This window comes from Nocardia sp. NPDC049149, from assembly GCF_043197455.1.
GTDB lineage: Bacteria > Actinomycetota > Actinomycetes > Mycobacteriales > Mycobacteriaceae > Nocardia.
Genome location: NZ_JBICTD010000005.1, coordinates 367574 through 392020, shown reverse-complemented (window position 1 = coordinate 392020; position 24447 = coordinate 367574). Strand labels below are relative to the sequence as shown.

General features: G+C 67.1%; 24 protein-coding genes and 1 riboswitch. Of the genes, 15 read left to right on the top strand and 9 right to left on the bottom strand.

Annotated elements, in window-relative coordinates; genetic code table 11:
* Positions 1–7: 7 nt before the first annotated feature.
* Both ACGFNJ_RS22510 and ACGFNJ_RS22505 read left to right on the top strand, forming a co-directional pair.
* The gene (locus tag ACGFNJ_RS22510; RefSeq protein WP_393451361.1) at positions 8–916 is read left to right on the top strand and encodes a sucrase ferredoxin; all 909 of its coding nucleotides are present in this window, start codon (positions 8–10) and stop codon (positions 914–916) included.
* A gap of 72 nt (positions 917–988) precedes the next feature.
* Positions 989–2188 carry a phage tail tip lysozyme gene (locus ACGFNJ_RS22505; RefSeq protein WP_393451358.1) on the top strand — a complete coding sequence of 400 codons (1200 nt, stop codon included), beginning with the start codon at positions 989–991 and terminating at the stop codon, positions 2186–2188.
* A 63-nt stretch (positions 2189–2251) separates the two neighbouring features.
* On the opposite strand, the gene ACGFNJ_RS22500 is transcribed toward ACGFNJ_RS22505, so the two are convergent.
* Positions 2252–3235, bottom strand: coding sequence for an SDR family NAD(P)-dependent oxidoreductase (locus ACGFNJ_RS22500; protein ID WP_393451355.1), 984 nt, complete (start codon positions 3233–3235; stop codon positions 2252–2254).
* 160 nt (positions 3236–3395) lie between these two features.
* Here ACGFNJ_RS22500 and ACGFNJ_RS22495 point away from each other — a divergent pair, with 160 nt between their 5' ends.
* From ACGFNJ_RS22495 to ACGFNJ_RS22475, 5 genes are all read left to right on the top strand, one after another.
* Positions 3396–3851 carry a hypothetical protein gene (locus ACGFNJ_RS22495; RefSeq protein ID WP_393451352.1) on the top strand — a complete coding sequence of 152 codons (456 nt, stop codon included), beginning with the start codon at positions 3396–3398 and terminating at the stop codon, positions 3849–3851.
* Between the two features lie 20 nt (positions 3852–3871).
* Complete coding sequence (locus ACGFNJ_RS22490) at positions 3872–7216, top strand: error-prone DNA polymerase (protein WP_393451349.1); 3345 nt, start codon at positions 3872–3874, stop codon at positions 7214–7216.
* A gap of 82 nt (positions 7217–7298) precedes the next feature.
* A complete protein-coding gene (locus tag ACGFNJ_RS22485; RefSeq protein WP_393451346.1) occupies positions 7299–8228 on the top strand; it encodes a M48 family metallopeptidase in 930 nt (309 codons plus the stop codon).
* Between the two features lie 86 nt (positions 8229–8314).
* The gene (locus ACGFNJ_RS22480) at positions 8315–9340 is read left to right on the top strand and encodes a DUF4349 domain-containing protein (RefSeq protein WP_393451343.1); all 1026 of its coding nucleotides are present in this window, start codon (positions 8315–8317) and stop codon (positions 9338–9340) included.
* Between the two features lie 80 nt (positions 9341–9420).
* Entirely contained in the window at positions 9421–9651 is a 231-nt protein-coding gene (locus ACGFNJ_RS22475; protein WP_393451340.1) for a DUF167 domain-containing protein, read from the top strand.
* A gap of 22 nt (positions 9652–9673) precedes the next feature.
* Here ACGFNJ_RS22475 and ACGFNJ_RS22470 read toward each other — a convergent pair whose 3' ends face one another.
* The 3 genes from ACGFNJ_RS22470 to ACGFNJ_RS22460 all read right to left on the bottom strand — a co-directional run bounded on the left by ACGFNJ_RS22470 (position 9674) and on the right by ACGFNJ_RS22460 (position 11472).
* Positions 9674–10138, bottom strand: a complete 465-nt coding sequence (locus ACGFNJ_RS22470) for a tRNA (cytidine(34)-2'-O)-methyltransferase (protein WP_393451337.1) — start codon at positions 10136–10138, stop codon at positions 9674–9676.
* Between the two features lie 178 nt (positions 10139–10316).
* Positions 10317–10655: a hypothetical protein gene (locus ACGFNJ_RS22465; protein WP_393451334.1), complete on the bottom strand. Its 339-nt coding sequence runs from the start codon at positions 10653–10655 to the stop codon at positions 10317–10319.
* Positions 10656–10923: 268 nt separating this feature from the next.
* Complete coding sequence (locus tag ACGFNJ_RS22460) at positions 10924–11472, bottom strand: carboxymuconolactone decarboxylase family protein (RefSeq protein ID WP_393451331.1); 549 nt, start codon at positions 11470–11472, stop codon at positions 10924–10926.
* A gap of 205 nt (positions 11473–11677) precedes the next feature.
* Between ACGFNJ_RS22460 and ACGFNJ_RS22455 the strand changes: the two genes are divergently transcribed.
* A complete protein-coding gene (locus ACGFNJ_RS22455; protein ID WP_069163702.1) occupies positions 11678–11920 on the top strand; it encodes a DUF3017 domain-containing protein in 243 nt (80 codons plus the stop codon).
* Here the strand turns inward: ACGFNJ_RS22455 and ACGFNJ_RS22450 are convergent.
* Positions 11917–12558, bottom strand: coding sequence for a nitroreductase family protein (locus ACGFNJ_RS22450; protein WP_393451328.1), 642 nt, complete (start codon positions 12556–12558; stop codon positions 11917–11919). The genes ACGFNJ_RS22455 and ACGFNJ_RS22450 overlap by 4 nt on opposite strands.
* Positions 12559–12627: 69 nt before the next feature.
* On the opposite strand from ACGFNJ_RS22450, the gene ACGFNJ_RS22445 reads away from it, so the two are divergent.
* A complete protein-coding gene (locus ACGFNJ_RS22445) occupies positions 12628–13005 on the top strand; it encodes a winged helix-turn-helix transcriptional regulator (protein ID WP_393451325.1) in 378 nt (125 codons plus the stop codon).
* 45 nt (positions 13006–13050) lie between these two features.
* On the opposite strand, the gene ACGFNJ_RS22440 is transcribed toward ACGFNJ_RS22445, so the two are convergent.
* Complete coding sequence (locus ACGFNJ_RS22440) at positions 13051–14001, bottom strand: oxygenase MpaB family protein (protein ID WP_393451322.1); 951 nt, start codon at positions 13999–14001, stop codon at positions 13051–13053.
* 164 nt (positions 14002–14165) lie between these two features.
* Here ACGFNJ_RS22440 and ACGFNJ_RS22435 point away from each other — a divergent pair, with 164 nt between their 5' ends.
* Positions 14166–14819, top strand: a complete 654-nt coding sequence (locus ACGFNJ_RS22435) for a TetR/AcrR family transcriptional regulator (RefSeq protein ID WP_393451319.1) — start codon at positions 14166–14168, stop codon at positions 14817–14819.
* Between the two features lie 90 nt (positions 14820–14909).
* Here the strand turns inward: ACGFNJ_RS22435 and ACGFNJ_RS22430 are convergent, their stop codons facing one another.
* Positions 14910–16070: a homoserine O-acetyltransferase gene (locus tag ACGFNJ_RS22430; protein ID WP_393451316.1), complete on the bottom strand. Its 1161-nt coding sequence runs from the start codon at positions 16068–16070 to the stop codon at positions 14910–14912.
* Between the two features lie 96 nt (positions 16071–16166).
* A riboswitch (SAM riboswitch) is annotated at positions 16167–16277 on the bottom strand.
* Positions 16278–16318: 41 nt separating this feature from the next.
* On the bottom strand, positions 16319–17035 hold the full coding sequence (locus tag ACGFNJ_RS22425; RefSeq protein WP_393451313.1) for a TetR/AcrR family transcriptional regulator: 717 nt from the start codon (positions 17033–17035) through the stop codon (positions 16319–16321).
* Positions 17036–17261: 226 nt separating this feature from the next.
* Between ACGFNJ_RS22425 and ACGFNJ_RS22420 the strand changes: the two genes are divergently transcribed.
* The gene (locus ACGFNJ_RS22420) at positions 17262–18665 is read left to right on the top strand and encodes an MFS transporter (protein WP_393452225.1); all 1404 of its coding nucleotides are present in this window, start codon (positions 17262–17264) and stop codon (positions 18663–18665) included.
* A 371-nt stretch (positions 18666–19036) separates the two neighbouring features.
* Positions 19037–20254, top strand: a complete 1218-nt coding sequence (locus ACGFNJ_RS22415; protein ID WP_393451310.1) for an NADP-dependent isocitrate dehydrogenase — start codon at positions 19037–19039, stop codon at positions 20252–20254.
* Between the two features lie 94 nt (positions 20255–20348).
* On the opposite strand, the gene ACGFNJ_RS22410 is transcribed toward ACGFNJ_RS22415, so the two are convergent.
* On the bottom strand, positions 20349–21236 hold the full coding sequence (locus ACGFNJ_RS22410; protein ID WP_393451307.1) for an NAD(P)-dependent oxidoreductase: 888 nt from the start codon (positions 21234–21236) through the stop codon (positions 20349–20351).
* A gap of 129 nt (positions 21237–21365) precedes the next feature.
* Between ACGFNJ_RS22410 and ACGFNJ_RS22405 the strand changes: the two genes are divergently transcribed.
* The 3 genes from ACGFNJ_RS22405 to ACGFNJ_RS22395 all read left to right on the top strand — a co-directional run bounded on the left by ACGFNJ_RS22405 (position 21366) and on the right by ACGFNJ_RS22395 (position 24390).
* The gene (locus tag ACGFNJ_RS22405) at positions 21366–22391 is read left to right on the top strand and encodes a helix-turn-helix domain-containing protein (RefSeq protein WP_393451304.1); all 1026 of its coding nucleotides are present in this window, start codon (positions 21366–21368) and stop codon (positions 22389–22391) included.
* Between the two features lie 161 nt (positions 22392–22552).
* Positions 22553–23710: an MFS transporter gene (locus ACGFNJ_RS22400; RefSeq protein ID WP_393452222.1), complete on the top strand. Its 1158-nt coding sequence runs from the start codon at positions 22553–22555 to the stop codon at positions 23708–23710.
* Between the two features lie 35 nt (positions 23711–23745).
* Positions 23746–24390, top strand: a complete 645-nt coding sequence (locus ACGFNJ_RS22395; protein WP_393451301.1) for a TetR/AcrR family transcriptional regulator — start codon at positions 23746–23748, stop codon at positions 24388–24390.
* The last annotated feature ends 57 nt before the right edge of the window (positions 24391–24447 follow it).

Here is a 24447-nt window from a genome sequence, read left to right as displayed (position 1 = left end):
ATCGATCGTGAACGTCTTCGAAGGGCTTTCCTGTTCCGCCGCTGCGACGGATGCGCCGTTGCCTGGCACCGCCACCGAGGTGACCGGCTGGTTGTGCGTCGAACACCCCGGCGCGTGGGGGCGCGATGTGATCGGCGACGAGGTGCTCGGTCCGGAGATCACGCAGGAGCTGGCGGCGCGCACCGTCGCAGCACGGGTGCGGCCGACGCTGATCCGTCGCCCCGGCCGCAACGAATTCACCGGTACTCGAACGGTTTTGATCGCCAGCTCGCGCGAGGACGGCGCCTGGTGCGAGCGCTTCGAGATCACCGACCTGAAGCAGTTGCTCGATATCGATCTGCACCTGTTGAACGGCCCGCCGCCGGGCATCGGTGTGCCGGTGCATGATCCGCTGGTGCTGGTGTGCGCGCACGGCAAACGCGATCAGTGCTGTGCGCTGCTCGGCCGCCCGATCGCCGCCGAGCTCGCGACGAAATATCCAGGGCAGGTGTGGGAGAGCTCGCACACCGGCGGGCACCGCTTCGCGCCTGCCCTGGTGCTGTTGCCCTCCGGGTTCACCTACGGCAGGCTCGATACCGCGGGCGCTGTGGCGATGGTCGAGGCCGCGCGCCGCGGCGAGGTCGCGCTGACCGGTCTGCGCGGGCGCAGCTGCCACCGGCCGATCGAACAGGTCGCGGAAGTCGCGGTGCGCGAACAGATCTCCGCCGCCACAGGGGACCTCACGGTCGTTCTCGACGCCGATCCGGTGCCAACCGAGCCGACGATGGCAGGCGCCGCCCTCGTCACTCACCGGGACGGCCGCCGCTGGCGCGTCACTGTCCGTACCGTCGCCTTCGCGCCACGGCAGGCCAGCTGCAATGCCGCCGCCAAACCCGTAACCGGCCTGGTCGCCGACCGCATCGTCTTGTTGTTCTGAGCTACGTTCCCATGTTCGGGAACATCCGACAATCGTGTCAACAAGGTTTACCCAAGTGAGAGCGAGGTGTTGATGAGTGACGACGACACCCGGATGGGCGACCTGCACGAGCTGCCTGCCTGCGCCCCACGAGGATTGAAAGCGCTGTGCCGGTGGGCCGAAGGAGTCATTCAAACCCAGATCCAACTACTGGGGTCGGCCACCCCGTCCAAAGCGCCCAACTCGCGTGAGCTCCTGAAGAACAACGGCATTGCCAAGCCTGACGATCAGTCGGTGCTGATCGACCACTATGACGACCACAAAGAAGGCATGGACAAGGCCATGTCGGGCCTTCAGTGGAATGAAAAAGGCGTCGGCGAGGAAACCTTGAAATTCGGTGGAGAGGTGACGACAGCCTACGGCTCCATCGGAGCCGCCGTGGCGGAGCTCAACAAAGCGATCGATGATTCCCATAAAAGGGTGCGGACCGTGACCGACAGCGTGGGCAAACCGGTGCTGGACGCACAGGGTAATCCTGAGAAAGAGCTGCCGCGTGAAGTGACAAACGGACTGTTCAATGGCATCTGGAGAACTTTGGACAAGACCTCCACCGTGGTCAATGGCATCACTGATCAGGCGGCCGCCGCAGCGCTGAGCATCCGTGGTGAGGAGCCGAGTTCCATCCCCGCCAACGTCAACACCGGTGGTGGCACGCCGGTGTCGTATCCCTCTGCCGGGTACAGCGGCGGGCCTCCTCCGATGTCTCCTGCGATGTCTCGTGGCATCGCCCCGCAGTTCAATTCTGGTCCGGTGGCCGCGGCGAATATCCCTGCCGGGGAAAAGCCGACCGCGATGGCGATGATGAAATATCTCATTGACAAGTACGGCCTGAATCCGGAACAGGCAGCGGCAATCGTCGCCAATGCGAAGCATGAGTCGGGATTCCGCGTCGATGCCGTCGGCGACAACGGGACAGCCAAGGGACTGTTCCAGTGGCGTTTGGGGCGGCAGGCAGCATTCCTGGACTTCGCGGACAACCCGGGTGAGAGCGTCAGCGACTGGCGGACTCACATCGATTTCATGATGCATGAATTGCGTAGCGTGAATGCGTATCAGCCGGCCGAAGACAGCCTCAACGATCCCAATAAAAGTGCAGGCCAGAAGGCGGCGGACTTCGATCGGTACTACGAGATCAGCACCGGGTCCACGACCGGCGCTCGGGCTGGCTACGCCGAAGGACTTGCGAAGGAGTGGAGGCAGCAGCCCCAGTCCAGCTCTAGCGTCGCCGTCTGAAGCGGTACTCGCGCGCACATTTCGATGTGGCTCCTCGGGTTGCTCACGGGCGAGCCACACTGTCTACCAGTGCGTGCCGGGGACCCAGCGTGCGGCGCGGCGCAGGGCGGTGCCGGTGACGCGGCGGGCGGCGGAACGAGGGCGTGGTTCGGATTGGGGGACAAGCGAAGTCGCGTCTTCTTCGGCGTCCGCCACCTGCTCGCCCTTGGCCGCGGGGGAGTCGGGCAGTGCGCGGTAGTAGCGGTGCAGGATGCGGTCGCGGAACTTGGGCGTGACCAGCGCGCCGTATTCGGCGAAGGTGCCGAGCGGCGTGTCGATGCGCTTGGGACGTTCGGTCAGCGCGCGCACGATCGTCGCGGCGGCCCACTCGGGGGATTCGGACGGGCCCTGGTTGCCGCTCGGGGTGATCATCGGGGTGCGCACCAGCGGCATGTGGATGGTGGTGAAGGTGACCCCGTCGGCCATGGTCTCGACCGAGGCCACCTCGGCGAACTTGTCCAGTGCCGCCTTGCTGGCGAGGTAGGCGGCGAAGCGCGGCGTCGCCACCTGCACGCCCGCGCTGCTGATGTTGACGATGTGGCCGAACTTGCGCTCGCGCATCTGCGGCAGCAGCGCCAGCGTCATCCGCAGCGCGCCGAAGTAGTTGACCGCCATGGTGCGTTCGAAGTCGTGCAGCCGGTCGGTGGAGCGGTGGATGGCGCGGCGGATCGAGCGGCCCGCGTTGTTCACCAGCATGTCGACATGGCCGTGCTCGTCGAGGATGGTCTTCACGGCGTGGTCCACCGAGTCGGAATCGGTGACGTCGCACTGGTATCCGTATGCGGTGCCGCCCGCGGCCCTGATCTCGTCGACCACGCTCGCGAGTTCGTCGGCGCGGCGCGCGAGCAGGAACAGGGTGGCGCCCTTGCCTGCGACGGCGATCGCGGCGGCCCGGCCGATGCCGGAGGAGGCGCCGGTGATGAGGACGTGCCGCCCGGTGATGTCGCGGTCGCGACGGGTGCGCCGGGGTTCCCGGACGTCGATGTCCTGAGCGGATGCGTCGGTCATCGCTGCTCCTTTGCGGGGGGTTCGATGGGCCTGAACTTACTCCGAAGTAAGTTTACCTGCTAAGTGCGATTGGTCACTTTTGGGGCCGGTGGTCGAGGTGGTGAACACGGGTCGAACAACCTCTCGAAATCGATCGAACATATGTGCGATACTCGGGCGCATGGCGGACGATCGGATGGCGGACATCTTTGCCGCGGTGCGGCTCGGGGGTGGGGACCCGGCGGCGGCGCGACAGGCGTTGGAGAAGTTGTGGGACGAGATCGGAGAGGGCGGTGATCCCTTGCACCGCTGCGTGATTGCGCATCACCTAGCCGATCTGCACGACACCGCCGCCGACGCGCTGCTCTGGGATCGGCGCGCGCTCGCCGCGGTGTTCGGCCCCGGCGTACCGCTCGACGAAGGACTGCGCAGCTTCCTCCCCTCGCTGTACCTCAACCTGGCCGACAGTCACCGCCGAGTCGGCGATTTCGAGGCCGCCCGCATGCAGCTGACCATCGCCCGCGGCCACCTCGACGTGCTCGCCAACGACGCCTACGGCGCCCTGATCCGCACCAGCCTCGACCGGGTCGACGCCGCACTCACCGCGGGCTCGACGGACCGTTTGCCGAACGACTAGCCCGCCGAGGAGGGTGCGCCATGGGGTGGAGCAATGGACCGCCGACCTGGTCGGAGCTGGAGCGGGTGCTCTCCGGACGGCCGGGCCGGACGAACCCGGACGCGATGTACCCCGGCGACGGCGGCGACAGTCCGGCGTGGTCGCGCAAGCGCGGGGAGTACCTGGCCGAGCCGGTGCTGCCCGTCGAATCGGCGGTGCCGTACGCGGAACTGCACGCGCATTCGGCCTACAGCTTCCTCGACGGCGCGAGCCAGCCGGAGGAGCTGGTGGAGGAGGCCGTGCGGCTCGGGCTGGAGGCGATCGCGCTCACCGATCACGACGGCTTCTACGGCACCGTTCGCTTCGCCGAAGCGGCAAGGGAGTGGGGGATGCCGACGGTCTTCGGCGCCGAGTTGTCGCTCGGCACGTCGGACAGTGAGCCGGTAAAGCCGGTTGCCGCAACGGATTCCGCACCGCGGACCGGGGCGCCCGATCCGGCGGGACCACACCTGCTCGTGCTGGCTCGCGGCCAGGAGGGTTACCGCAGGCTGTCGCGGGAGATCTCGGCCGCGCACATGGCGGCGGGCGAGAAGGGCATCCTCCGCTACGACCTCGACGCGCTCACCGCGGCGGCCGAGGGCCACTGGCAGATACTCACCGGCTGCCGCAAAGGCCACCTGCGCCAAGCGCTCGCCCGCGATTTACATTCGGGCAGCACAGATCTCGTGCACGCCGAGGCCGCGCTGCGCGACCTCATGGCACGGTTCGGCGCGGATCGGGTGAGCGTGGAACTCACCCATCACGGCATCCCGGAGGACGACGAGCGCAACGCGCACCTCATCGCGCTGGCCGACCGCCTCGATCTCCCCGTACTCGCCACCACCGGAGCACATTTCGCCGCACCGCGGCAGCGCCGCCGCGCCATGGCGCTCGCGGCGATCAGGGCCAGGCAGAGCCTGGACGAGATCGCCGGGTGGTTGGCCCCCACCGGCGGCGCGCATCTGCGCTCCGGCGCCGAGATGGCGCGGCTGTTCGCCGAATGCCCACGGGCGGTGCACAATGCGGCCGCGTTGGCCCGCGACTGCGCCTTCGACCTGAAGCTGATCGCACCGAAACTGCCGCCGTTCGATGTGCCGGCAGATCACGACGAGGAGTCGTGGCTGCGCGCGATCACCCTCGCGGGCGCCGCGGACCGCTACGGTACGCCTGCGGGAAACCCGCAGGCGTACCGGCAGATCGAGCACGAGCTCGCGGTGATCAACACGCTGAAGTTCCCCGGCTACTTCCTGGTGGTGCACGACATCGTCGCGTTCTGCAAGAAGAACGACATCCTGTGCCAGGGCCGAGGCTCGGCGGCCAACTCGGCCGTCTGCTACGCGATCGGCATCACCAACGTCGACCCGGTCACCAACAATCTGCTGTTCGAACGCTTCCTCGCCCCGGAGCGCGACGGCCCGCCCGATATCGACGTCGACATCGAATCCGATCGGCGCGAAGAGGCGATCCAGCACGTCTACACCAAATACGGCCGCGCCTACGCCGCCCAGGTGGCCAACGTGATCACCTACCGTGGCAAGTCCGCGGTGCGCGATGCCGCACGCGCACTGGGGTTTTCACCGGGACAACAGGATGCGTGGAGCAAGCAGGTGAGCCGGTGGTCCGGCGTCGGCACCGAGACCGGCACCGACATCCCCACCGAGGTGCTGGAGTTGGCCGCCGACATCGAGGGCCTGCCACGGCATCTCGGCATCCACTCCGGCGGCATGGTGATCTGTGACCGGCCCATCGCCGATGTCTGCCCGGTGGAGTGGGCGCGCATGCCGGGGCGCAGCGTGCTGCAGTGGGACAAAGACGATTGTGCCGCCATCGATCTGGTGAAGTTCGATCTGCTCGGCCTCGGCATGCTCTCCGCGCTGCACTACATGATCGACATGGTGCGCGAGCACACCGGCGAGGTGGTGGAGCTGCACAAGCTCGATCTGCAAGAAGCAGGCGTCTACGAAATGCTGTCGCGCGCAGACTCGGTGGGGGTCTTCCAGGTGGAGTCGCGGGCACAGATGGCGACGCTGCCCAGGTTGCGCCCGCGGCAGTTCTACGACCTGGTGGTCGAGGTGGCGCTGATCCGGCCCGGTCCCATCCAAGGCGGTTCGGTGCACCCCTACATCCGGCGTCGTAACAAGCTGGAGCCGTGGAAATACGACCATCCGGCACTGGAGAATTCGCTGGCCCGTACCCTCGGCGTGCCGCTGTTCCAGGAGCAGCTCATGCAGATGGCCATCGACGTTGCGGGTTTCAGCGCCGCCGAGGCCGACCAGCTGCGCCGCGCGATGGGTTCCAAACGGTCACCCGAGCGCATGGAACGCCTCAAGGAGCGCCTCTACCAGGGCATGCGTGACCTGCACGGCATCACCGGCGAGATCGCCGACCGTATCTACGAGAAGCTCTATGCCTTCGCGAATTTCGGTTTCCCGGAAAGTCATTCGCAGAGTTTCGCTTCGATCGTGTTCTATTCGGCGTGGTTCAAACTGCACCATCCCGCGGCGTTCTGCGCCGGTCTGCTGCGGGCCCAGCCGATGGGGTTCTATTCCCCGCAATCCTTGGTCGCCGACGCGCGCAGGCACGGCGTGCTGGTGCACGGTCCCGACATCAACGCCAGCCGCGCCGAACCCACCCTCGAACGGGACGGCACCGAAGTGCGCCTCGGGCTGGCCGCGATCCGGCACATCGGCGCCGATCTCGCCGAAAAGATCGTCACCGCACGGACTTCGGGTGGCTACACCTCCTTCCTCGATCTGACGGGGCGGGTGGAGCTCTCCGTCGCCCAGGCGGAGGCGCTCGCCACCGCAGGCGCCTTGAGCAGCCTGGGTGTCACCCGTCGCGAAGCACTGTGGGCCGCGGGCGCCGCCGCGGGGGAACGCCCGGATCGGTTGCCGGGCACCGGCGCTGCCACCGAGGCGCCCGTCCTGCCCGGCATGAGCGAGCTCGAGCTGGCCGCCGCCGACGTGTGGGCCACCGGTGTTTCTCCCGGCAGTTACCCCACCCAATTTCTGCGTCCGCACCTCGACGCCCTCGGTGTCGTGCCCGCGGCAAGCCTGCTCGCCGTCCCCGATGGTTCGCGAGTGCTGGTCGGCGGCGCGGTAACCCACCGCCAGCGGCCCGCCACCGCGGCGGGTGTCACCTTCCTCAACCTGGAAGACGAGACCGGCATGGTGAACGTCGTCTGTTCGGTCGGCCTGTGGTCTCGCCACCGTCGCCTGGCGCAGAGTGCCCCGGCGCTGCTCATTCGCGGACGAGTGCAGAACGCCGAGGGCGCGGTCAGTGTCGTCGCCGAGCACCTGCAACGGATGGATCTGCGGGTCGACTCGAAATCGCGCGACTTCCGCTGAGCTGTGGCAGAACTCGGCTGCCACCGGACGGCAGCCGCCGTAGGATGAAACGTTCTGTCCAGCGCGGGAATCGGGAGGGTTCATGCACGCTGACACACCACCGCCGGACGCGCCACCGTTCGTGCACCGGAGGCGATTCCTGGCGGTCGTTGCCACCCTGGTGCTCGGGTTGCCGACCGTATTGCTCAGTGCCATGGTCATTTACCTCATCGGAGCACTGGCGGGGGAATGGTGGGCTGCGGCGACCGTGGTGCTGTGGTTGTGCGTCGGCGGGTATCTCTTCGACGCGGCATGGTTCACGCCGCAGCGCGGCACGATCGCCGCCGCGTTCGGCTGCAGGCTGCCGACCGAGCCCGAGTCCGCCAGGCTGACCGCCGCGTGGGCGAACGTCACCCGCGCTCCCGGCGTGGACGGCTGGCCCTATGCGCTTCGGGTGCAAAACAATCCGGGGATGATGGCGTTCGCCATGCCTACCCGCATCGTCGCCGTGGCAAGCGGTGCGATCGCGACCCTCGAACCCAGGCAGCTGGAGGCGATTCTCGCGCACGAACTCGGACACCATGTGAACGTCGACCCTCGGGTGCGGCTGCTCGACATGTGGGTCGACTTGCCGGGGCGGCCGCTATGGGCGGTAGGCAGGCTGTTCGGGCAGAGCGCGCGGTGGCGCGGTCCGGTCGCGCTGGTCGTTCGATGCGTGCTGGCCGTGGTGCTGCTGCCAGTGGCGGTTGTCCTGCTGACGCCGGTGCTCGGTCCGGCCGCCGCGATCACGCTCGGAGTGTTGCTCGTTGTCGAGCCGTTTGCCAGGGCGGCCCGGCGCCAGCGCGACGAACTCGCCGCCGATCGAACGGCGGTCGAGCTCGGCTATGGTCCTGATTTGGCGGGCGCCATGCGCGAGTGGGCGGCGCGCAAGCCGCCCGCCGGGCGACTGGTCGCGCTCCGCGACCGACTGCTCTACACGCATCCGCCGCTGACGGCGCGGATTCGGGCTATCGAGGCCGGAATCGCCGGATGATCACTGCTTTAGAGAAGTGTTAGAAGGCTTCTAGAGAACCGTTATGTCGTGCTGTTTCCGCAGTAACGGCGGCTACTGTGCGAGTCATGCGGAAGCTTTCAGTGCTGTGCATCGGACTCTTGGGTCTGACTTTGCTTGTGGGCTGCGGCAACGGCGACGACGCGAACAAATCCGCGCCGCCGATGCCGGGGCGATCGGATTACGCATCGGCCACGGTGGCGCCTGCGCCCGCGACGGTGCCTGGGCTGCGCGAACAAGGGCCGATGCGCAAGGACAACAACACCGGCGGTGAAACCGTCACGGCGCGTAAGGAAGTCGTCACCGGCAGCGTGGATCTCACCGCGGACAAGCCGGTCGAGGCGGCGGGCAAGATCGTCGACCGGGTGCGCGACGTCGGTGGGCGGGTCGACAGCAGGACCGAACAGCCCGGCACCGACGACACCGATGCCAGCGCCACGCTCACCGTGCGCGTGCCCGCCGACAAGACCGATCGCTTCGTCGACGGTCTCGGCGGCATCGGAAAAGTCACCCGGGTCAGCACCAATCGGGACGACGTGACCATGCAGTGGGAAGACCTGGACGCCAGGATCAAGGCACTGCAGACCTCCGTCGACCGGCTGCGTGCCCTCATCGCGGGCGCGACGAACACCGCCGACCTGATCAACGCCGAACAGGCGCTGTCCAGCCGTCAGGGTGAACTCGACAGCCTGACCGCGCAGAAGAAGCACCTCGACGACGAGGTTTCGCTGTCCACCCTGACCATCGACGTCACCACAACGACCAAGAAGGCCGACCAAGGGCCGGACAGCTTCTGGGACGGGATCGTCTCAGGCTGGCACTCGCTGGTGAACTGGTTGAAGGACGCGGTGGTGTTCGCCGGTAAGGCGTTGCCGTGGCTCGGGTTCCTCGCGGTGCTCGCTGCGGCGGTGTGGGCGATCGTGCGGTTCGTGGTGCGGCGCACCAAGGGCGGCGGGTCGACCGGGACCGGTTCCAGCACAGGCGGTTCGGTCGGGCCGATGCCGCCGATCGGATCGGGTGCGGCGAGCGGGCCTGCAGTGCAGCCTGCCGAGAAGCCGGTTGGTGCAGGAACGGCCACCTCCTCGGAGTCCTAAGCGCTCGACAGTTTTACGGAAAGACGATGGGGCCGTGATATTTACGGCCCCATCGAGCTGTGCAGCGACAGGAGAGATGCATGCCGATCAGCGTCAGGGCGACGATCAAACCGAACAGCCGAAAAGGCCCGCTCGTCGAAATTCTCGACGACGGCACTCTCACGCTGTACGTGCGCGCTCCTGCCGTCGAAGGCAAAGCGAACAAGGCAGCCATCGAATTGCTCGCCGAGCATTACGGGGTGGCGAAATCCGCCGTCCGCCTGGCCTCGGGAGCCACCTCCCGCCACAAACGCTTCGACATCGATCTCTGATCTCGAATTTCCTTGTGCGGGTTCAGATCCCGTCGGGGAATCCGTGCTGCCGCCACGCCTCGTACACGGCGACCGCCGCCGCATTGGACAGGTTCATCGATCGCCGCCCCGGCAACATCGGAATCCGCAGCTGTGCGGTCACGTGCGCGTCCTCCAGCACCGCAGCGGGCAACCCGGTCGGCTCGGTCCCGAACAACAACACGTCCCCCTCCTGATAAGTGACATCGGTATACCGACTACTCGCCTGCGTGGTGAACGCGAACACCCGCTCCGGCCGCAACGCCTCCCACGCCGCCGCCAAATTCGGGTGCACGGTCACCGACGCCAGATCGTGGTAATCCAATCCGGCCCGCCGCAACTTCGCCTCCGAGAGGTCGAACCCCAACGGCTCCACCAGATGCAGCTCACACCCGGTACCGGCAACCAGACGGATCGCATTACCCGTATTCCCAGGAATGCACGGTTCATGAAACATCAGTCGGAACACAGGCCAAGTCAACCAGGTGCCGCTGGTCGCTGACGCTGTGGGCTCCCGTATCAAGCGCGAGCGGTCCGCCGCCGCCGTTCGCCCCTTTTGTCTGGATGACGAAAGAGGCGAACGGGTTACGGAACTCTATGATGGCGCGTTCCGAAGCGTGGGGTGAACTCCGTTCCGCGCCTGGGGTTTAACGAACGAACATCACCGAACTGAATTCAACTTTTCGATCCCTTTCGCCGGGGACCAGAACCCGCTCGACCTTGCCGTGGCAATTATCGCCGCGGTAGAGCTCGGCCTTGCGGTTGGTGTTGTTTTGGACGCGACCATCTCCCTCGATCCGATAGCACTGGTTGTTCTTGGGATTGACGAGATCGCGTTCTTTACCGTGGTGGGTGTATTCGAACCTGCCCTTTGCCGCCATCTCGATGGCGGGTGCGTCGGGAGTGGCGTTCGCGCCACTGGATGCACCGACGGTCAATGCAAGAACCGCGCCGACCGTAGCCAGAACGCTGCCAACATATTTCATTGTGCGCTGCCCTTCGTCGAACTGTACCAACGTATCTCGTGAAACGTGGCCACCTCGGGGTGTCTGCGCAGGTCACGCCGAGGGTGTGATTTCCCTAGTCCATCGACGTCGACGCCGTCGACTTTAGCAGGGCCGCATTTGTGGTGTCTTCGAAATCTATTGATACACAACACTTTACGAACTAGGGCAGCGGATCATAATATCGATCCAGCTCGGCGACAAGGGTGTTCGATTGGCGACAACGAAATTCGAATAGATGCAGCGAATCTCAGGGTGTCGCTGGCCGTTCGGGGAGGGCGCAGGCCATGCCCTCGGCCATTCCGGTCGGTCGGACGCCGAGGCCTTGATTGAGGCGGGCGCGTTGGTTTTCCCAGGCGATCGCGGCGGCCAGTTCGGCGAGCTGGGATTTCGACAGATGCGTCAGCAGGTCGGCGCGGAGGTCGTCCATGGACACGGCGGGGGTGGCGGTCATGGCTTCGGCGTAGGCGATGACCAGCTTTTGTACGGGGGTGTAGGCGTCGCTGGTTCGGTAGCGGGGGAGATCGAGGAGTTGCTGTTCGGTGAGGCCGGACGACGCGGCAAGAGCGGAGCCGATGTCGAGGCAGAATTCGCAGTTGATCAGGCCCGCGGTCTTCAGTTCGGCGAGCTCCTCGAGTTGCGGGTCGAGGCGATTGGCGAACAGCAGGGCCGTCTCGAAGATGAGCGTGCTGAGCAGGATTTGGGGCCTGCGCAGCAGCCAGCCGATGAGATCGGATCGATGGCGCTTGGCCTGTCGCACTGCCTGCCCGTAGTGCCGGATCCGTGTCAACGCTCGCATTGCCCCACCCTTTCGTTCGACTCTGCTTTCAAACTACGCCCTGTAGTAGCGATGTTGAAGGGGTGTCGCCGCCGTCGACCGAGCCCGTCGGCGGCGCGCGAGCAGAGGTCTCTGTAAGAATCGGGGGGTGACCGACGGCGAGACGTCCACTGTGGACCAACGGGTAGCGACCGCAAGCTCCGGGTTCCTGCGCCACCACCTGCCCATGATCGTGGTGGCGGCGGTCATCGTGGTGGCCGTGGTGTTCGTGGCGCAGGAGCGCTGGCGCCGCGGCACGCTGTTCTTCGGTGGGGCGACGCTGCTGGCCGCGGCGTTCCGGCTGTGCCTGCCGACCGCGCGGGTCGGGCTGCTCGCGGTGCGGAGCAAGCCCTTCGACGTCGGCGCGCTGACTCTGCTCGGCTCCGCCATCGTCCTCATCGTCGCCACCATCAACCTCGGCGGCGTCTAGCGCCCGTACTGTTCGGTGAACACCGTGTGCTCGCGCGGCCTGCGGCCGGGATGCGGCGGCGCGGCATCGCTGTAGCCGACGGCGACCAATACCGCGATGGCCAGATCGTCGCGGTCGCCGATCCCGATGGCCTGTTTCACCGAATCGGGGTCCCAGCCGTTCATCGGCGCCGAGGCCAGGCCGAGGCTGGTCGCCGCGAGCATGACGTAGGTGGCCGCGATCATCGCGTTCTTGATGGCGTTCTCCCGCAGCAGTCCGCGCTCCCTGAGCGCATGAAACTCGCTGCGGGAGTCGAACAGTGCGGTGAACTCGGCATTCCAGGCGCCGTTGTGGCGAGCCAGCGCGGCAATGTCGGCGTTGCTGTCCTGCCAGGCCGTCGGATCGGCGACGAAGACGAGAACCACCGGTGCTTCCAGCGGCTGCGGCTGGCCGAATGCGGCCGCCGACAACGCTTGTCGTCCGGATTCGCTGGTGACGACGACGATCGACCGATCCTGCATGTTCCATGCGCTCGGCGCCTGCACCGCCAAGTCGACGAGCTCGTCGACCAGCTGAGGGGTGAGGGGATCGGGCCGGAAGTGGCGGGTGGTACGGCGGGCGCGTATTGCGGCGGGAACCGAAAGTGTCTGTGTTTCCATAATTCTTACTATCGGAGAGTGACACTCCAATGGGAAGAAGGCACCTTCGAGTGCGCTACAGTGGGAAAGGTGCGTACGCTCATCGATGGCTCCGGCCTGCCTGCCGACATCTACTCGGCCAAATGTCCGACCCGCCAGGTGCTCGATCATGTCGCGGGAAAGTGGACGGTGCTGATCATCGACGCGCTCGCGGACGGCACCATGCGCTACACCGACCTGCACAAGCGCATCGATGGCATCTCGCAGAAGATGCTGACGCAGACCCTGCGTCAGCTCGAGACGGACGGATTCCTCACCCGCACAGTGCATCCCACCGTGCCGCCGCGCGTCGAGTACACCCTCACCGAGCTGGGGCACAGCCTGCGCACACCCATTGCGGCACTGCGGGATTGGATAGAGACCAACATCAACAGGATCGAGGCGGCCCGCCGCGCGGCGGCAAGCTGACCGGTTCCCCGCCGCACCCCTCGATGCAGCGGGGAACCGGCGAGGTCAGGCCGGTTCGGCGATCAGGGCGCGTCCGGATCGACTGCCGTACAAGGCGCGTGCCTCGCTCGGGGTGACCGTCTCGGGCCGGGTCGGCGGTGCCGCGTTCAGGTGCTCCTCGAGGATCTGGCCCGCCATCGGTGCGACGAATGGTGCGGCGAACAGCAATCCGAACGAGTTGAACCGGGTGAAGCTCCATACCAGCACCTTCGCCGGCAGTTTCACCGCGAGATCCACGATCCCCCAGCGATCGAAGCGGCCGAGCCTGCGCATCCACTTCGGCAGGGTCGCCACCGAGGCCAGCGAAAGCAGCCTGCTACCAATGGCATACGAGATGCCAGCACCGTTGCGCGGCGAGGTCCACAGCAGATGATGCATGCCCTCCTCGGCCTTCTCGGAGGTGCACAGGCGCGGTCGCACCCTGGCGAAGTACTCGCGCACCTCGGCGCGACTGCGCGGCACGTCCTCCGGCTTGCAGGTCTGCAGCTCCGCGGCGATCGCGCACTCGTGCCAGTAGCGCGCCTCTTCCTCGGGTGTCAGCGGGCCGGGCCCGAACACCTCGTAGGCCTTGAGCACCGAATGCCAGCCGGTGATGTGGATCCACAGCTGGGTCTCCGGGCTGTTCGCGCTGTAGCGGTTTCCGCTGATCGGCTCGATGCCCGTCATCGGCGCGTGGATCTGCATGAGATGCTCGGCCGCCTGGATGGCGGTGCGGCCGTCGGCGATCGCGGCGATCAGGAAGTAGGAGAAGGTGTGATCGAGGCGCTTGCGGGGGTCACTGTAGATGCCGCGCGAGTCGGCGACGGCCGCGGTGAGGAACGGGTCGAAATGCTCGAGCACCACCGCACGCTGGAAGCCGATGACGGCGGTCGGCGCGGTCCAGATCTTCCAGCTCGGCGAGTCGGGGCCGAAGAACCCGTAGTCGTCCCGGCGCAGGGTGGTCGGATCGAAGTGCATCACATGCTCCTTTGCGGTGATCATCCCGTCGCGCGGGGTGAATGCAACGCAACCGTAGCAATTGCTCGAAATGAATACAACGGGTGCGTATCATTTGTTACCGGCGAGATTCGGATCGATACCGGGGCGGGTGCCAGGATGGACCGCATGAAGGTGAGGCGGCAGTGACGACATCGCGGGCCAGGGCGGACGGGCCGCGCAGGCGCTATGCGCCCCGCCTACCCCCCGAGCAGCGGCGGGCGCAACTGCTCGACGCCGCATTCACGGTGCTGAGCCGGGTGGAACTGCACGAGCTGAGCATGGAGGCGGTCGCCCAGGAGGCGGGCGTCGGCAAGCCGGTGCTCTACACCGTCTTCAAGACCCGCGCCGAACTCGTTGCGGCACTGCTGGAACGGGAACGCGAACGCGGCCTCGAGCAGGTCGCCGACACCCTGCCCGCGGACCTGATGGGCGCCGACCCGGTGGTTGCCGCCTCGGCGACGGTCGAGGCGTTCGTCGGTGTGGCACTGGAGAATCCGACCAGGTGGCGACTCATCCTGGCGGGTCCTGGCAATGCGCCCGACGAATACCGCGAAGCGCTACGGACGTCGCGGGCAGGCATCTTCGATCAGGCCGAAGCGCTGGTCCGGATGGGCACGACGCTCGAACCTCGATGGGCGGGTGTGGATTCCGCCCTGCTCACCAACTCGCTGCTGCAGGTCGCCGAGATGCTCGGCCGGCTGGCGGTCAGCGAGCCGGACGAGTATCCCAGGGAACGCCTGCAGGGCTTCGTACACGCCATCGTCCGGCTGCTCGTCGGCGCGCCGACCGCGGAATAACCTGCGCCCGAGCCGCTTTCGGTCGGACCGTGGTCGGCGCGCCGAACAATCCGCGCTCGCTCGGCGAACAGCGCTGCCTGCGAAGCGAACTCAGTCGCGGCGCCGGCGATGCAGCCGAGCCAACCGCACCGTCTCGATCAGCAGCTTCGACACCGCCGTCGCCTCGGTGAGGAACCCGTCGTGCCCATCGCGCGAATGCACGATCTCCAGTCGGTCGCAGCCGGGCAGCCCGTCCGCGAGTTCGCGCTGAGTGCGCAACGGATACAACCGATCCGAGTCGACACCGCCGACCACGCACGGCACCGGCGTAGCGGCCAATGCCGCGTGCACCCCACCGCGCCCGCGCCCGATGTCGTGCCGGTTCATCGCCTCGGTCAGCAGCACGTAGGTGCCGGGATCGAAACGGTTGCACAGCTTGTCGGCCTGGTGATCCAGGTAGCTCTGCACCGCGTAACGCCCACCCTGCCAGGGATCCTCGGCGTCCTGCGCGTTGTTCTCGAAGCGATGGTCGAGTTCGTCCTCGGTGCGATAGGTCAGGTGCGCGATCCGGCGCGCGATGCCCATGCCGCTCATCGGGGCGCGGTCGGTGTCGTGGTAGTCGCCGCCCTGCCAGTCCGGATCGGCCTTGATCGCGGCGATCTGGGTGGTCTGGGTGCCGATCTGGTCGGCGGTGGCGCGGGCGCCGACGGCGAGGACCAGTGCGGCGCCGACCCGGTCCGGCGCGCCGACCATCCACTCCAGCACCCGCATGCCGCCCATCGACCCGCCGACGACGGCGCCGAGGCGGTCGATGCCGAGCCGGTCCATCAGTGCGGCTTCGGCCGCCACCTGGTCCCGGATGGAAATCTCCGGAAACCGTGCACCCCAAGGCTTTCCGTCCGGCGCCAGGGTCGAAGGCCCGGTGCTGCCCTTGCAGCCGCCGAGCACGTTCGTCGCGATCACGCACCACTCGTCGGTGTCGAGCGGACAGCCGGCCCCGACCATCCCGTCCCACCACCCCGGCAGCGGGTGGATGTCGTCCGGATGACCGACCACGTGCGAATCGCCGGTCAGTGCGTGCTCGACCAGCACCACGTTGTCCAACTCCGGGGAGAGCTCACCCCAGCGCTGCACGGCCAGATGGACCTGCGGAATGACCGCGCCGCTTTCCAGCGTCAGGTCGCCGATCGGGATGATGCCGAGGCGTCCGTCCGGCGGTGGCAGGGCCACCCCGGCGGCGCGTGCGACGCTCGGTTCGGTATCCACGGTCACGTCGCCGCCGCCGTGACACCGGCGGACTGTGCATGCATGGTCGATGCGAGGTGGTTCTCGGGTAACGGGAAACGACACATTAAGGGAACCTCCTGGACGGCGCGCTTGCTCTCGACCTTCGAGAGCCCGGTCATCACCCGGAGCACCCCACCGCTGCTGGAGGGTTGCCGTCCAGCAAGCCGGGGCTTCGCGCTGGCACTCATGACCTGTTTCGCATCATAGCCAACGGCCGCGCGCGGCCCGAAACCTCACCCGCGATCGGCGCAGCAGATGCGAAGGAACTCGTCGAATGTCGAGGTGAAGGCCGCGCGCGAGGCTTGTGCCGCGGACTCGAGATCGTCGTCATCGAACGCGACCTCCTGGCATTCCATGCCGAGCTGGCCGACCAACTGCCAGACGCCGAGGATCATCCGCACCGGCAGGGCGTCGGGCTGGGTGCCGAGCCGCTCGGCCAGCACACCGGCGATCGGGGCGTTCTTGGCCTCGGCGTGATCGATGCTGCGCACGCTGACCGCCGAACTGCCGCGCATGATTCGCCGCATTTGCTGGAATCGGCGGAAGGTGACCGGGCCGGTGGCGTTGTCGGCCGACGCTCGGTCGACGACCTGCAGGAACGCTTCGCGCAATGACTGCAGCTCGTTGCCAGTGACCGGCATCCCACGCAGCGTTTCGGCGATGGCGGCCCCGAAGTCGACCACCGGCCCGAGCACGATGTCTTCCTTGCTCTCGAAGTACCGATTGATCGTGCGCGGCGAGATGTCGGCGGCGTTGGCGATCTGCTCGATGGTGGTCGCGTCGAATCCCTGTGTGTCGCACAGGTTCAGGCCCACTTCGATGATCCGCAACCTGGTCTGTTCCTTCTTGCGTTCACGCAGTCCGGCCGGGTGCGGTCCGTGGGGTGGGGTGGCGCTCGCAGGGTGTTCCGCTGCGGCACTCGCGCCCGTCGGCGTCGGTGACTCGAGCATGTTCACATGCTATCGCACACCGTCCTCTTCTTGTCTTGAACCGCCAAATGTCGGAGTGCGACATTTTTCCCTTGACGACAAATGTCGCCAAGTGTCAGGATGGTCGAGCACTTCGAACGACGAGGAGACCACAGTGACCGACACTGCGACCGCGGTAGACGTTCCGACCCAGCGGGGCAGTTCCGCCCGCTGGCTTGCCCTGGCGGTGATCGCATTGGCCCAGCTCATGGTGGTCCTCGACGCGACCATCGTGACCATCTCGCTGCCGTTCGCCCAGCAGGATCTCGGCATCAGCGACGGCAACAAACAGTGGATGCTGACCGCCTACACGCTGATCTTCGGCGGCCTGCTGTTGCTCGGCGGCCGGCTCGCCGACTACCTGGGCCGACGGCGAATCTTCATCATCGGCCTGATCGGTTTCGCGGCCGCGTCGGCATTGGCCGGTCTCGCCCAGAACGGCGCGGAGATGTTCGCCGGGCGCGCGCTGCAGGGCGCCTTCGCGGCGTTGCTCGCGCCCGCCGCGCTGTCCTTGCTGTCGGTGACCTTCACCGAGCCGGGCGAGCGGGCCACCGCCTTCGGTGTGTTCGCCGGCATCTCCGCCGGTGGCGCCGCGCTCGGCCTGATCGCGGGCGGCGCGCTGACCGAGTACGCCTCGTGGCGCTGGTGCCTGCTGGTGAACACCCCGATCGCGCTGCTCGCCCTGGTCGGCGCGCTGGCCTGGGTGGTCAAGGATGTTCCTGCCCCGCGCAAGGGCGGCTACGACGCACCCGGCGCGGTGACGGTGACACTCGGTTTGATCGCCATCGTCTACGGCTTCAGCCGCGCCGCCGACGACGGCTGGCTGGCGGGCAGCACCCTCGGCCTGCTCGTCGCAGGCGCCGCACTGCTGATCGCCTTCGTCGCGATCGAACGCCGCTCGGCGAACCCGCTGCTGCCGCTGCACATTCCGGGTGAGATCAACCGCGGCGGCGCGTTCCTGGCTGCGCTGCTGGTGCCGATCGCGATGTTCGCGATGTTCCTGTTCCTCAGCTACTACTTCCAGGTCACGCTCGGCTACTCCTCGCTGAAGGCGGGCTTCGCGTTCCTGCCCTTCCCGGCGGGCATCGCGATCTCGGCGGGTGTCACCAGCGCGCTGCTGCCCAAGCTCGGCCCGCGTCCGCTGATGGTGGCCGGTGCGGTGCTCGGGGTACTCGGACTGGTGTGGCTGGCGCAGCTCGGCTTCGGGGACAGCTACGCATCGAGCGTGCTGCCCGCGCAGGTGCTGATCGCGCTCGGCATGGGTCCGCTGTTCGTCGGCATGCAGACCGTCGCGCTGCATCAGGTGGAAGAAGAGGACTCGGGCGTGGCCAGTGCGCTGCTGAACGCGGCGCAGCAGGTCGGCGGCGCGGTCGGCACCGCACTGCTGACCACGATCTCGGTGCAGGTCGCCAAGACCTACGCGCAGAACAACGCGACCGTGGACAACCTGATCGCGCGCGCCTCGATCCACAGTTACGACGTGGCGTTCTACGTCGGCGCCGGCTTCTTCCTCGCCGCGATCCCGGTGATCGCGCTGATGATCAAGGACCGGCCGGAGAACCTGATCGAGGGCGCCGAGGACGGTGCGCGCCCGGTGCACGTCGGGGTCTGAACAACACCGCCCCGGGTCCGCGTTCCGCCTTGCGGTTCGCGGACCTGGGGCGTTGTCGGACAGCCGCCGGAATTGCCAGATTGACCTACCAGCCAGTAAGTTCGTGGGGTTTCTCACTCGGGGGGCTGCCCGCACACCGCCGAGGGCGGCAGCAGTACGCTTGTCTTGTTTGCACCAGACGTCTCGCGGACAACGCGGGGCATATACGTTGTCTGTTGGAACAGCTGGGGTCCGCTCACAAGCGTGATTGCGGCATGAGCGTCAGGCCTGAGGCGGCAGCTTGCGTCACCACGAAGGCCCAGTGAATGCCGCCTGTCAAGCACAGCCTGGCCGTGCAACGAGGGCACCATCCTAGGAGGACGCGAAGATCCATGTCCAAGATCAAGGTTGAAGGCACCGTCGTCGAGCTCGACGGCGACGAGATGACCCGGATCATCTGGCAGTTCATCAAGGACAAGCTGATCCACCCGTATCTCGATGTGAACCTCGAGTACTACGACCTGGGTATCGAGTACCGAGACAAGACGGACGACCAGGTCACCATCGATGCCGCTGAGGCCATCAAGCGGCACGGCGTCGGCGTCAAGTGCGCCACCATCACGCCGGACGAGGATCGCGTCAAGGAATTCGGCCTGAAGAAGATGTGGCGGTCGCCGAACGGCACCATCCGCAACATCCTCGGCGGCACCATCTTCCGCGCGCCGATCATCATCTCCAACGTTCCGCGCCTGGTGCCCGGCTGGACCAAGCCGATCATCATCGGCCGCCACGCGTTCGGCGACCAGTACCGCGCCACCGATTTCAAGGTGTACCAGGCGGGCACGGTCACCGTGACCTTCACGCCGGAGGACGGCAGCGAGCCGATCCAGCACGAGGTCGTGAAGATGCCCGAAGATGGTGGCGTCGTCATGGGCATGTACAACTTCAAAGACTCGATCATCGATTTCGCGCGCGCCTCGTTCAATTACGGCCTGCAGCAGAACTACCCGGTGTACCTCTCCACGAAGAACACCATCCTCAAGGCCTACGACGGCATGTTCAAGGACACGTTCCAGGACATCTTCGACGCCGAGTTCAAGACCCAGTTCGACGCGGCGGGCCTGACCTACGAGCACCGCCTGATCGACGACATGGTCGCCTCCTCGATGAAGTGGGAGGGCGGCTACGTCTGGGCATGTAAGAACTACGACGGCGACGTCCAGTCCGACACTGTCGCACAGGGCTTCGGCTCGCTCGGCCTGATGACGTCGGTGCTGCTGACCCCGGACGGCAAGACCTGTGAGGCGGAGGCCGCGCACGGCACTGTCACCCGGCACTTCCGCCAGCATCAGCAGGGCAAGCCGACCTCGACCAACCCGATCGCGTCGATCTTCGCCTGGACGCGCGGGCTCGAGCACCGCGGCAAGCTCGACAACACCCCCGAGGTCATCGGCTTCTCGCAGACGCTGGAAGACGTCGTCATCAAGACCGTCGAAGGCGGCCAGATGACCAAGGACCTCGCGCTGCTCGTCGGCGGCGATCAGGGCTACCTGAGCACCGAGGAATTCCTCGGCGCCCTTGATGCGAACTTGGCCCGCGCACTGCGTTGAGCTGAGATATCCCGGCGCTGGACGCGAATCCGGCGCCGGGGGTGAACCTTACGGGCACCCGCGCCACATGGTGGTACGGGTGCCCGGACTGTTTTCAGACGTGGACGGGGTGGTCGAGCAGGACCGAGACCGCGCGGGTCAGGCTCTCCGATCCGTTGCCGCGCGCTATCCCCGCGTCGAGCAAGCCGAGCACCGGATCGAGCAGGTCGGTCGGCAGGCCCTGCGCGCGGTTCGCGTCGAGCAGCATCCGCAGCACCATCTGGTGCTCCTCGACGCTGGCCATGGTGACCGGGAACTCGTCCGTGTCGATCTGGGTGGCGAGCGCGGGCAGGGTGTCGAGCAGCGAGCGCAACCACGGCACCAGCAGTTCGCGGGTGAATTCCGTTGCGCTCGCCTGCTCGCGGCGCATCATCGCCGTCGCCTGGAAGAAGCCGCCGAACAGGCCGTACATGCCTGCCAGCACCGCCAGATCGTGCGCGGCGGCCAGTCCGGTGTCGGCGCCAAGGTGCTTCGCGGTGCCCAGCTCGGCGATCGTCGCGCGATGCTCGGCCTCGGCCTCAGGAGAGCCGCTGTAGACGATCGTCGACGCAGGCGTGCCCAGCGTCTCCGGCATGCCGAGGATCGATCCATCCAGAAAACGGCCGTGCCGCTTGGTGATCCACTCCGCCAGCGCGCGGGCGTCCTCGGGGCGGCCCGTCGAGAGATTCAGCACGGTGCGGTCGGTCAGGTCGTCCGGGACCGCGTGCAGCAGCTCGGCCACCATCTCCGTGGTGTAGACCGAGACGATGGTCAGCGCGCCGGCCCGCAGCGCCGCGCCGAGGGTGTCGGCGCGCACGGCGCCGAGCGCGTCGAGCTGCGGCGCCCGGCCCGGCGAGCGGTTCCACACCGTGACCGGGTGGCCGTTGCGCAGCAGGATCTCCGCGATCGTCGCGCCCATGCGGCCGAGGCCGAGGACGGTCACCGGTGTGCGGTCGCTGGTCATTGATTCCTCCGTGGTGTCGTGCGTGCGAGTGAACAGGGCGCCCGGAGACCAGTTTTCGGGTTCGATCTTCCCAAGTGTGAGTGGCAGGACTGACCTCGACCGAACGTTTTCTGCCATATGCTGGCGGCCATGACCGGTCATGTCGTCGCGATCGCCGTCACGCCAGGGGTGCTGCACCCGTGGGATATCTACGAGCTCGGGGTGGTCGCCGCGATCTTCGGCACGCCCTACGCCGATCTCGCCGACCCCTGGTACGAGTTGCGGGTGTGCTCGACCCAGCCGGACGCGGCGGAGTCGGCCGTCGGCGGCGGGGTGTATCTGCGCGCCGACTACGGACCGGACGAACTCCGCTCCGCCGATACCGTTTTCGTGCCGTCGATCGCCTACGACTGCGTCACCGGCGACCGACCGGTGCCGCAGGAACTGCTGGACGCGCTGGTCGACGCACACGATCACGGCGCACGGATGGTCGCGCTCTGCAACGGCGCCTTCGCGCTGGCGGCGGCACAGCTCTTGAACGGCCGTAGGGTCGCCACCTATTGGGAGCACGCGGAGATCCTGGCCCGCCGCTATCCCGCCGTCGAGGTCGACCGGTCGGAGCTCTACGTCGATGACGGTGACATCCTCACCAGCGCCGGAATGACCACGGCCATCGACCTTTCGCTGCACCTGGTCCGCCGCGACTTCGGCGCCGCCGTCGCCAACCGGTTGGCCAGGCGGCTGGTGACGCCGCCGCATCGGACCGGCGGTCAGGCCCAGTTCGTCGATCTGTCCGCCGAGGCCAAGGCCGAGACCGACCTCGGGCCGGTGCTGGCTTGGGCCGCCGCCAACCTCGACCAGCCGCTCACCGTCGACCTGCTCGCCGCCCGCGCCAACATGAGCCCGCGCACTTTTCACCGGCGCCTGCAGCAGTCGATCGGGCAGACACCGAAGCAGTGGTTGCTGAGCCGTCGCCTCGCCCATGCCCAATCGCTGCTGGAGTCCACCGATTTCGGCATCGAACGGATCAGCAGGCTGTGCGGGCTCGGCACGGCGACGAACCTGCGCAGGCACTTCGCCGCGGTGGTCGGCGTCACGCCGGCGGAGTACCGCCGCACCTTCGAACGGCGTGAACCGGCACCTGCGAGCGCAAGCAGTTCGTCCCAAATGCCGTAATCAGGTCTCTGACCTGCGTGGGTAGCGTGTCTTAACTCACGTTTACTGGGGAAGCGAAAGTGGGGATTCGCGCGTTTCATTGACACGTGACCATCGACGTTGTCGCCCAGGCTCCCGCACTGCCCCCCGAGGCTCAGCGGTCGACGTGGCATGTCCCGGCCATGCTCGCGCTGGCGCTCGGCGGGTTCGGCATCGGCACAACAGAATTCGTCACCATGGGTTTGCTGCCCAATATCGCGCATGCCATGCGGGTCTCCGAGCCGACCGCGGGGCACGCGGTGTCCGCGTACGCCCTCGGCGTTGTCATCGGCGCGCCGGTGATCGCCGCCGTGTGTGCGCGGGTCTCCCGCAAGAAGTTGCTCATCGCGTTGATGGCCGCATTCACGCTCGGCAATGTGGCGACGGTGGTCGCTCCCACCTTCGAGACCCTGGTGCTCGCGCGCTTCGTCACCGGGTTGCCGCACGGTGCCTATTTTGGTGTCGCCTCCCTGGCCGCCGCCACGCTTGCGCCGGTGGGGCAGCGTGCCAAAGCGGTTGCCGCAGTTATGCTGGGGTTGAGCGCCGCCAATGTTGTCGGCGTTCCCGCCGCCACCTGGCTCGGCCAGCATCTCGGCTGGCGCGACGCGTACGTGGTGGTCACGGTGATCGGGCTGGCGACGGTGGCTGCGCTGCTCTACTTCGTGCCGGAGTTGACCGGCATCAGGATGACCAACCCGATGACCGAGCTCGGCGCGCTGCGGCGGCCGCAGGTGCTGCTGACCCTGGTGGTCGGTGCGATCGGCTTCGGTGGCATGTTCGCCGTGTACACCTACATCTCCACCACGCTCACCTCCGTCGCGGGCATGTCCGCCGGGTCGGTTCCGTTGGTGCTGATGCTGTTCGGCGTCGGCATGGTGGTCGGCAACATCGTCGGCGGCGTGCTTGCCGACCGCGGTGTCGATCGCGCGATCTTCCTTTCGATGATCGGCATGGCCGTCATCCTCGCCGGTTTCGTTGTCGCGGCGCACAATCCGTATGCCGCGGCCGCAGGAGCCTTCCTCGTCGGCGCGACGGGGGCGTCGCTGGCGCCCGGCCTGCAGACCCGGTTGATGGATGTGGCGCACGAGGCGCAGACCCTGGCCGCCGCGTTGAACCACGCCGCGCTGAACATCGCCAATGCCGCGGGCGCCTGGCTCGGCGGCGCGGTCATCGCCGCAGGCTTCGGCTACACCGCGCCGGCGCTGGTCGGCGCCGGGCTCGCGGTTGTCGGTGTGCTGCTGTTCGCCGGCACCGTCGGGGCCGCCCGGCGCGACGCGCGCGGCGCCGCGGCGCCACTGTGAACATACAGAACTGTATGTAAGTGTAGAATCACCTGATGGCCAGGATCGACATCGCGAAGCCGCAGCGGCGCACCCAGGAGCAACGCAGCACCGAGATGCGCACGCGACTGCTCGACGCGACCATCGACTGCCTGGTCGAGTACGGATACGCGGGGACAACGACGCCGCGGGTCGCCGAACGCGCAGGCGTCACCCGCGGCGCGCAGGTGCACCACTTCGGCTCCAAGACCGACCTGGTGGTCGCCGCGATCAGTCACCTCGCCCAGCTGCGCGCCGAGACCGCGATGCGGGAGATGGCCAAGGTCGAGCGCGGCGACGATCCGGTCGGCGCCGCCCTGGAATTCCTGTGGGAGCTGCACCAGGGGCCGCTGTTCATCGCGACCGTCGAGCTGTGGGTGGCGGGGCGGACCGATCCGGTGCTCGCCGCCGCGATGGAGAAGGTCGAGCCGTTCGTCAACAACGCCGTCCTGATGGCCGTCGCCCGGTTCGTGCCGGACGAGATCCGCCGCAAGGAGGCCCGCGACTTCATCTACACCGCGATGGACGCGCTGCGCGGCATCCTGATCTCCAACTTCGTCGACCCGGACAACGAACGCGCCCAACGGCGCTGGCGTCGCGCGACCGCGCACCTGCACGAGATCGCCGCCGCGGCACTTGCCGACGTCCGCGCGGCCGAATGATCTCGTAGCGGCCGTCGCGGTATCGGCTGTGGGCGGAACAGAATTCGTCTGCTCGAC

Bases quoted from the DNA above. Each gene is read 5' to 3' on its own strand.
- ACGFNJ_RS22395 (WP_393451301.1), top strand. From the start codon at position 23,746: ATGGCCAGGATCGACATCGCGAAGCCGCAGCGGCGCACCCAGGAGCAA.
- ACGFNJ_RS22420 (WP_393452225.1), top strand. From the start codon at position 17,262: ATGGTGGTCCTCGACGCGACCATCGTGACCATCTCGCTGCCGTTCGCC.
- ACGFNJ_RS22400 (WP_393452222.1), top strand. From the start codon at position 22,553: ATGCTCGCGCTGGCGCTCGGCGGGTTCGGCATCGGCACAACAGAATTC.
- ACGFNJ_RS22500 (WP_393451355.1), bottom strand. From the start codon at position 3,235: ATGACCGACGCATCCGCTCAGGACATCGACGTCCGGGAACCCCGGCGC.
- ACGFNJ_RS22405 (WP_393451304.1), top strand. From the start codon at position 21,366: ATGACCGGTCATGTCGTCGCGATCGCCGTCACGCCAGGGGTGCTGCAC.
- ACGFNJ_RS22440 (WP_393451322.1), bottom strand. From the start codon at position 14,001: ATGCACTTCGATCCGACCACCCTGCGCCGGGACGACTACGGGTTCTTC.
- ACGFNJ_RS22495 (WP_393451352.1), top strand. From the start codon at position 3,396: ATGGCGGACGATCGGATGGCGGACATCTTTGCCGCGGTGCGGCTCGGG.
- ACGFNJ_RS22415 (WP_393451310.1), top strand. From the start codon at position 19,037: ATGTCCAAGATCAAGGTTGAAGGCACCGTCGTCGAGCTCGACGGCGAC.
- ACGFNJ_RS22505 (WP_393451358.1), top strand. From the start codon at position 989: ATGAGTGACGACGACACCCGGATGGGCGACCTGCACGAGCTGCCTGCC.
- ACGFNJ_RS22490 (WP_393451349.1), top strand. From the start codon at position 3,872: ATGGGGTGGAGCAATGGACCGCCGACCTGGTCGGAGCTGGAGCGGGTG.
- ACGFNJ_RS22450 (WP_393451328.1), bottom strand. From the start codon at position 12,558: ATGGAAACACAGACACTTTCGGTTCCCGCCGCAATACGCGCCCGCCGT.
- ACGFNJ_RS22425 (WP_393451313.1), bottom strand. From the start codon at position 17,035: ATGCTCGAGTCACCGACGCCGACGGGCGCGAGTGCCGCAGCGGAACAC.
- ACGFNJ_RS22410 (WP_393451307.1), bottom strand. From the start codon at position 21,236: ATGACCAGCGACCGCACACCGGTGACCGTCCTCGGCCTCGGCCGCATG.
- ACGFNJ_RS22485 (WP_393451346.1), top strand. From the start codon at position 7,299: ATGCACGCTGACACACCACCGCCGGACGCGCCACCGTTCGTGCACCGG.
- ACGFNJ_RS22475 (WP_393451340.1), top strand. From the start codon at position 9,421: ATGCCGATCAGCGTCAGGGCGACGATCAAACCGAACAGCCGAAAAGGC.
- ACGFNJ_RS22480 (WP_393451343.1), top strand. From the start codon at position 8,315: ATGCGGAAGCTTTCAGTGCTGTGCATCGGACTCTTGGGTCTGACTTTG.
- ACGFNJ_RS22460 (WP_393451331.1), bottom strand. From the start codon at position 11,472: ATGCGAGCGTTGACACGGATCCGGCACTACGGGCAGGCAGTGCGACAG.
- ACGFNJ_RS22465 (WP_393451334.1), bottom strand. From the start codon at position 10,655: ATGAAATATGTTGGCAGCGTTCTGGCTACGGTCGGCGCGGTTCTTGCA.
- ACGFNJ_RS22455 (WP_069163702.1), top strand. From the start codon at position 11,678: ATGATCGTGGTGGCGGCGGTCATCGTGGTGGCCGTGGTGTTCGTGGCG.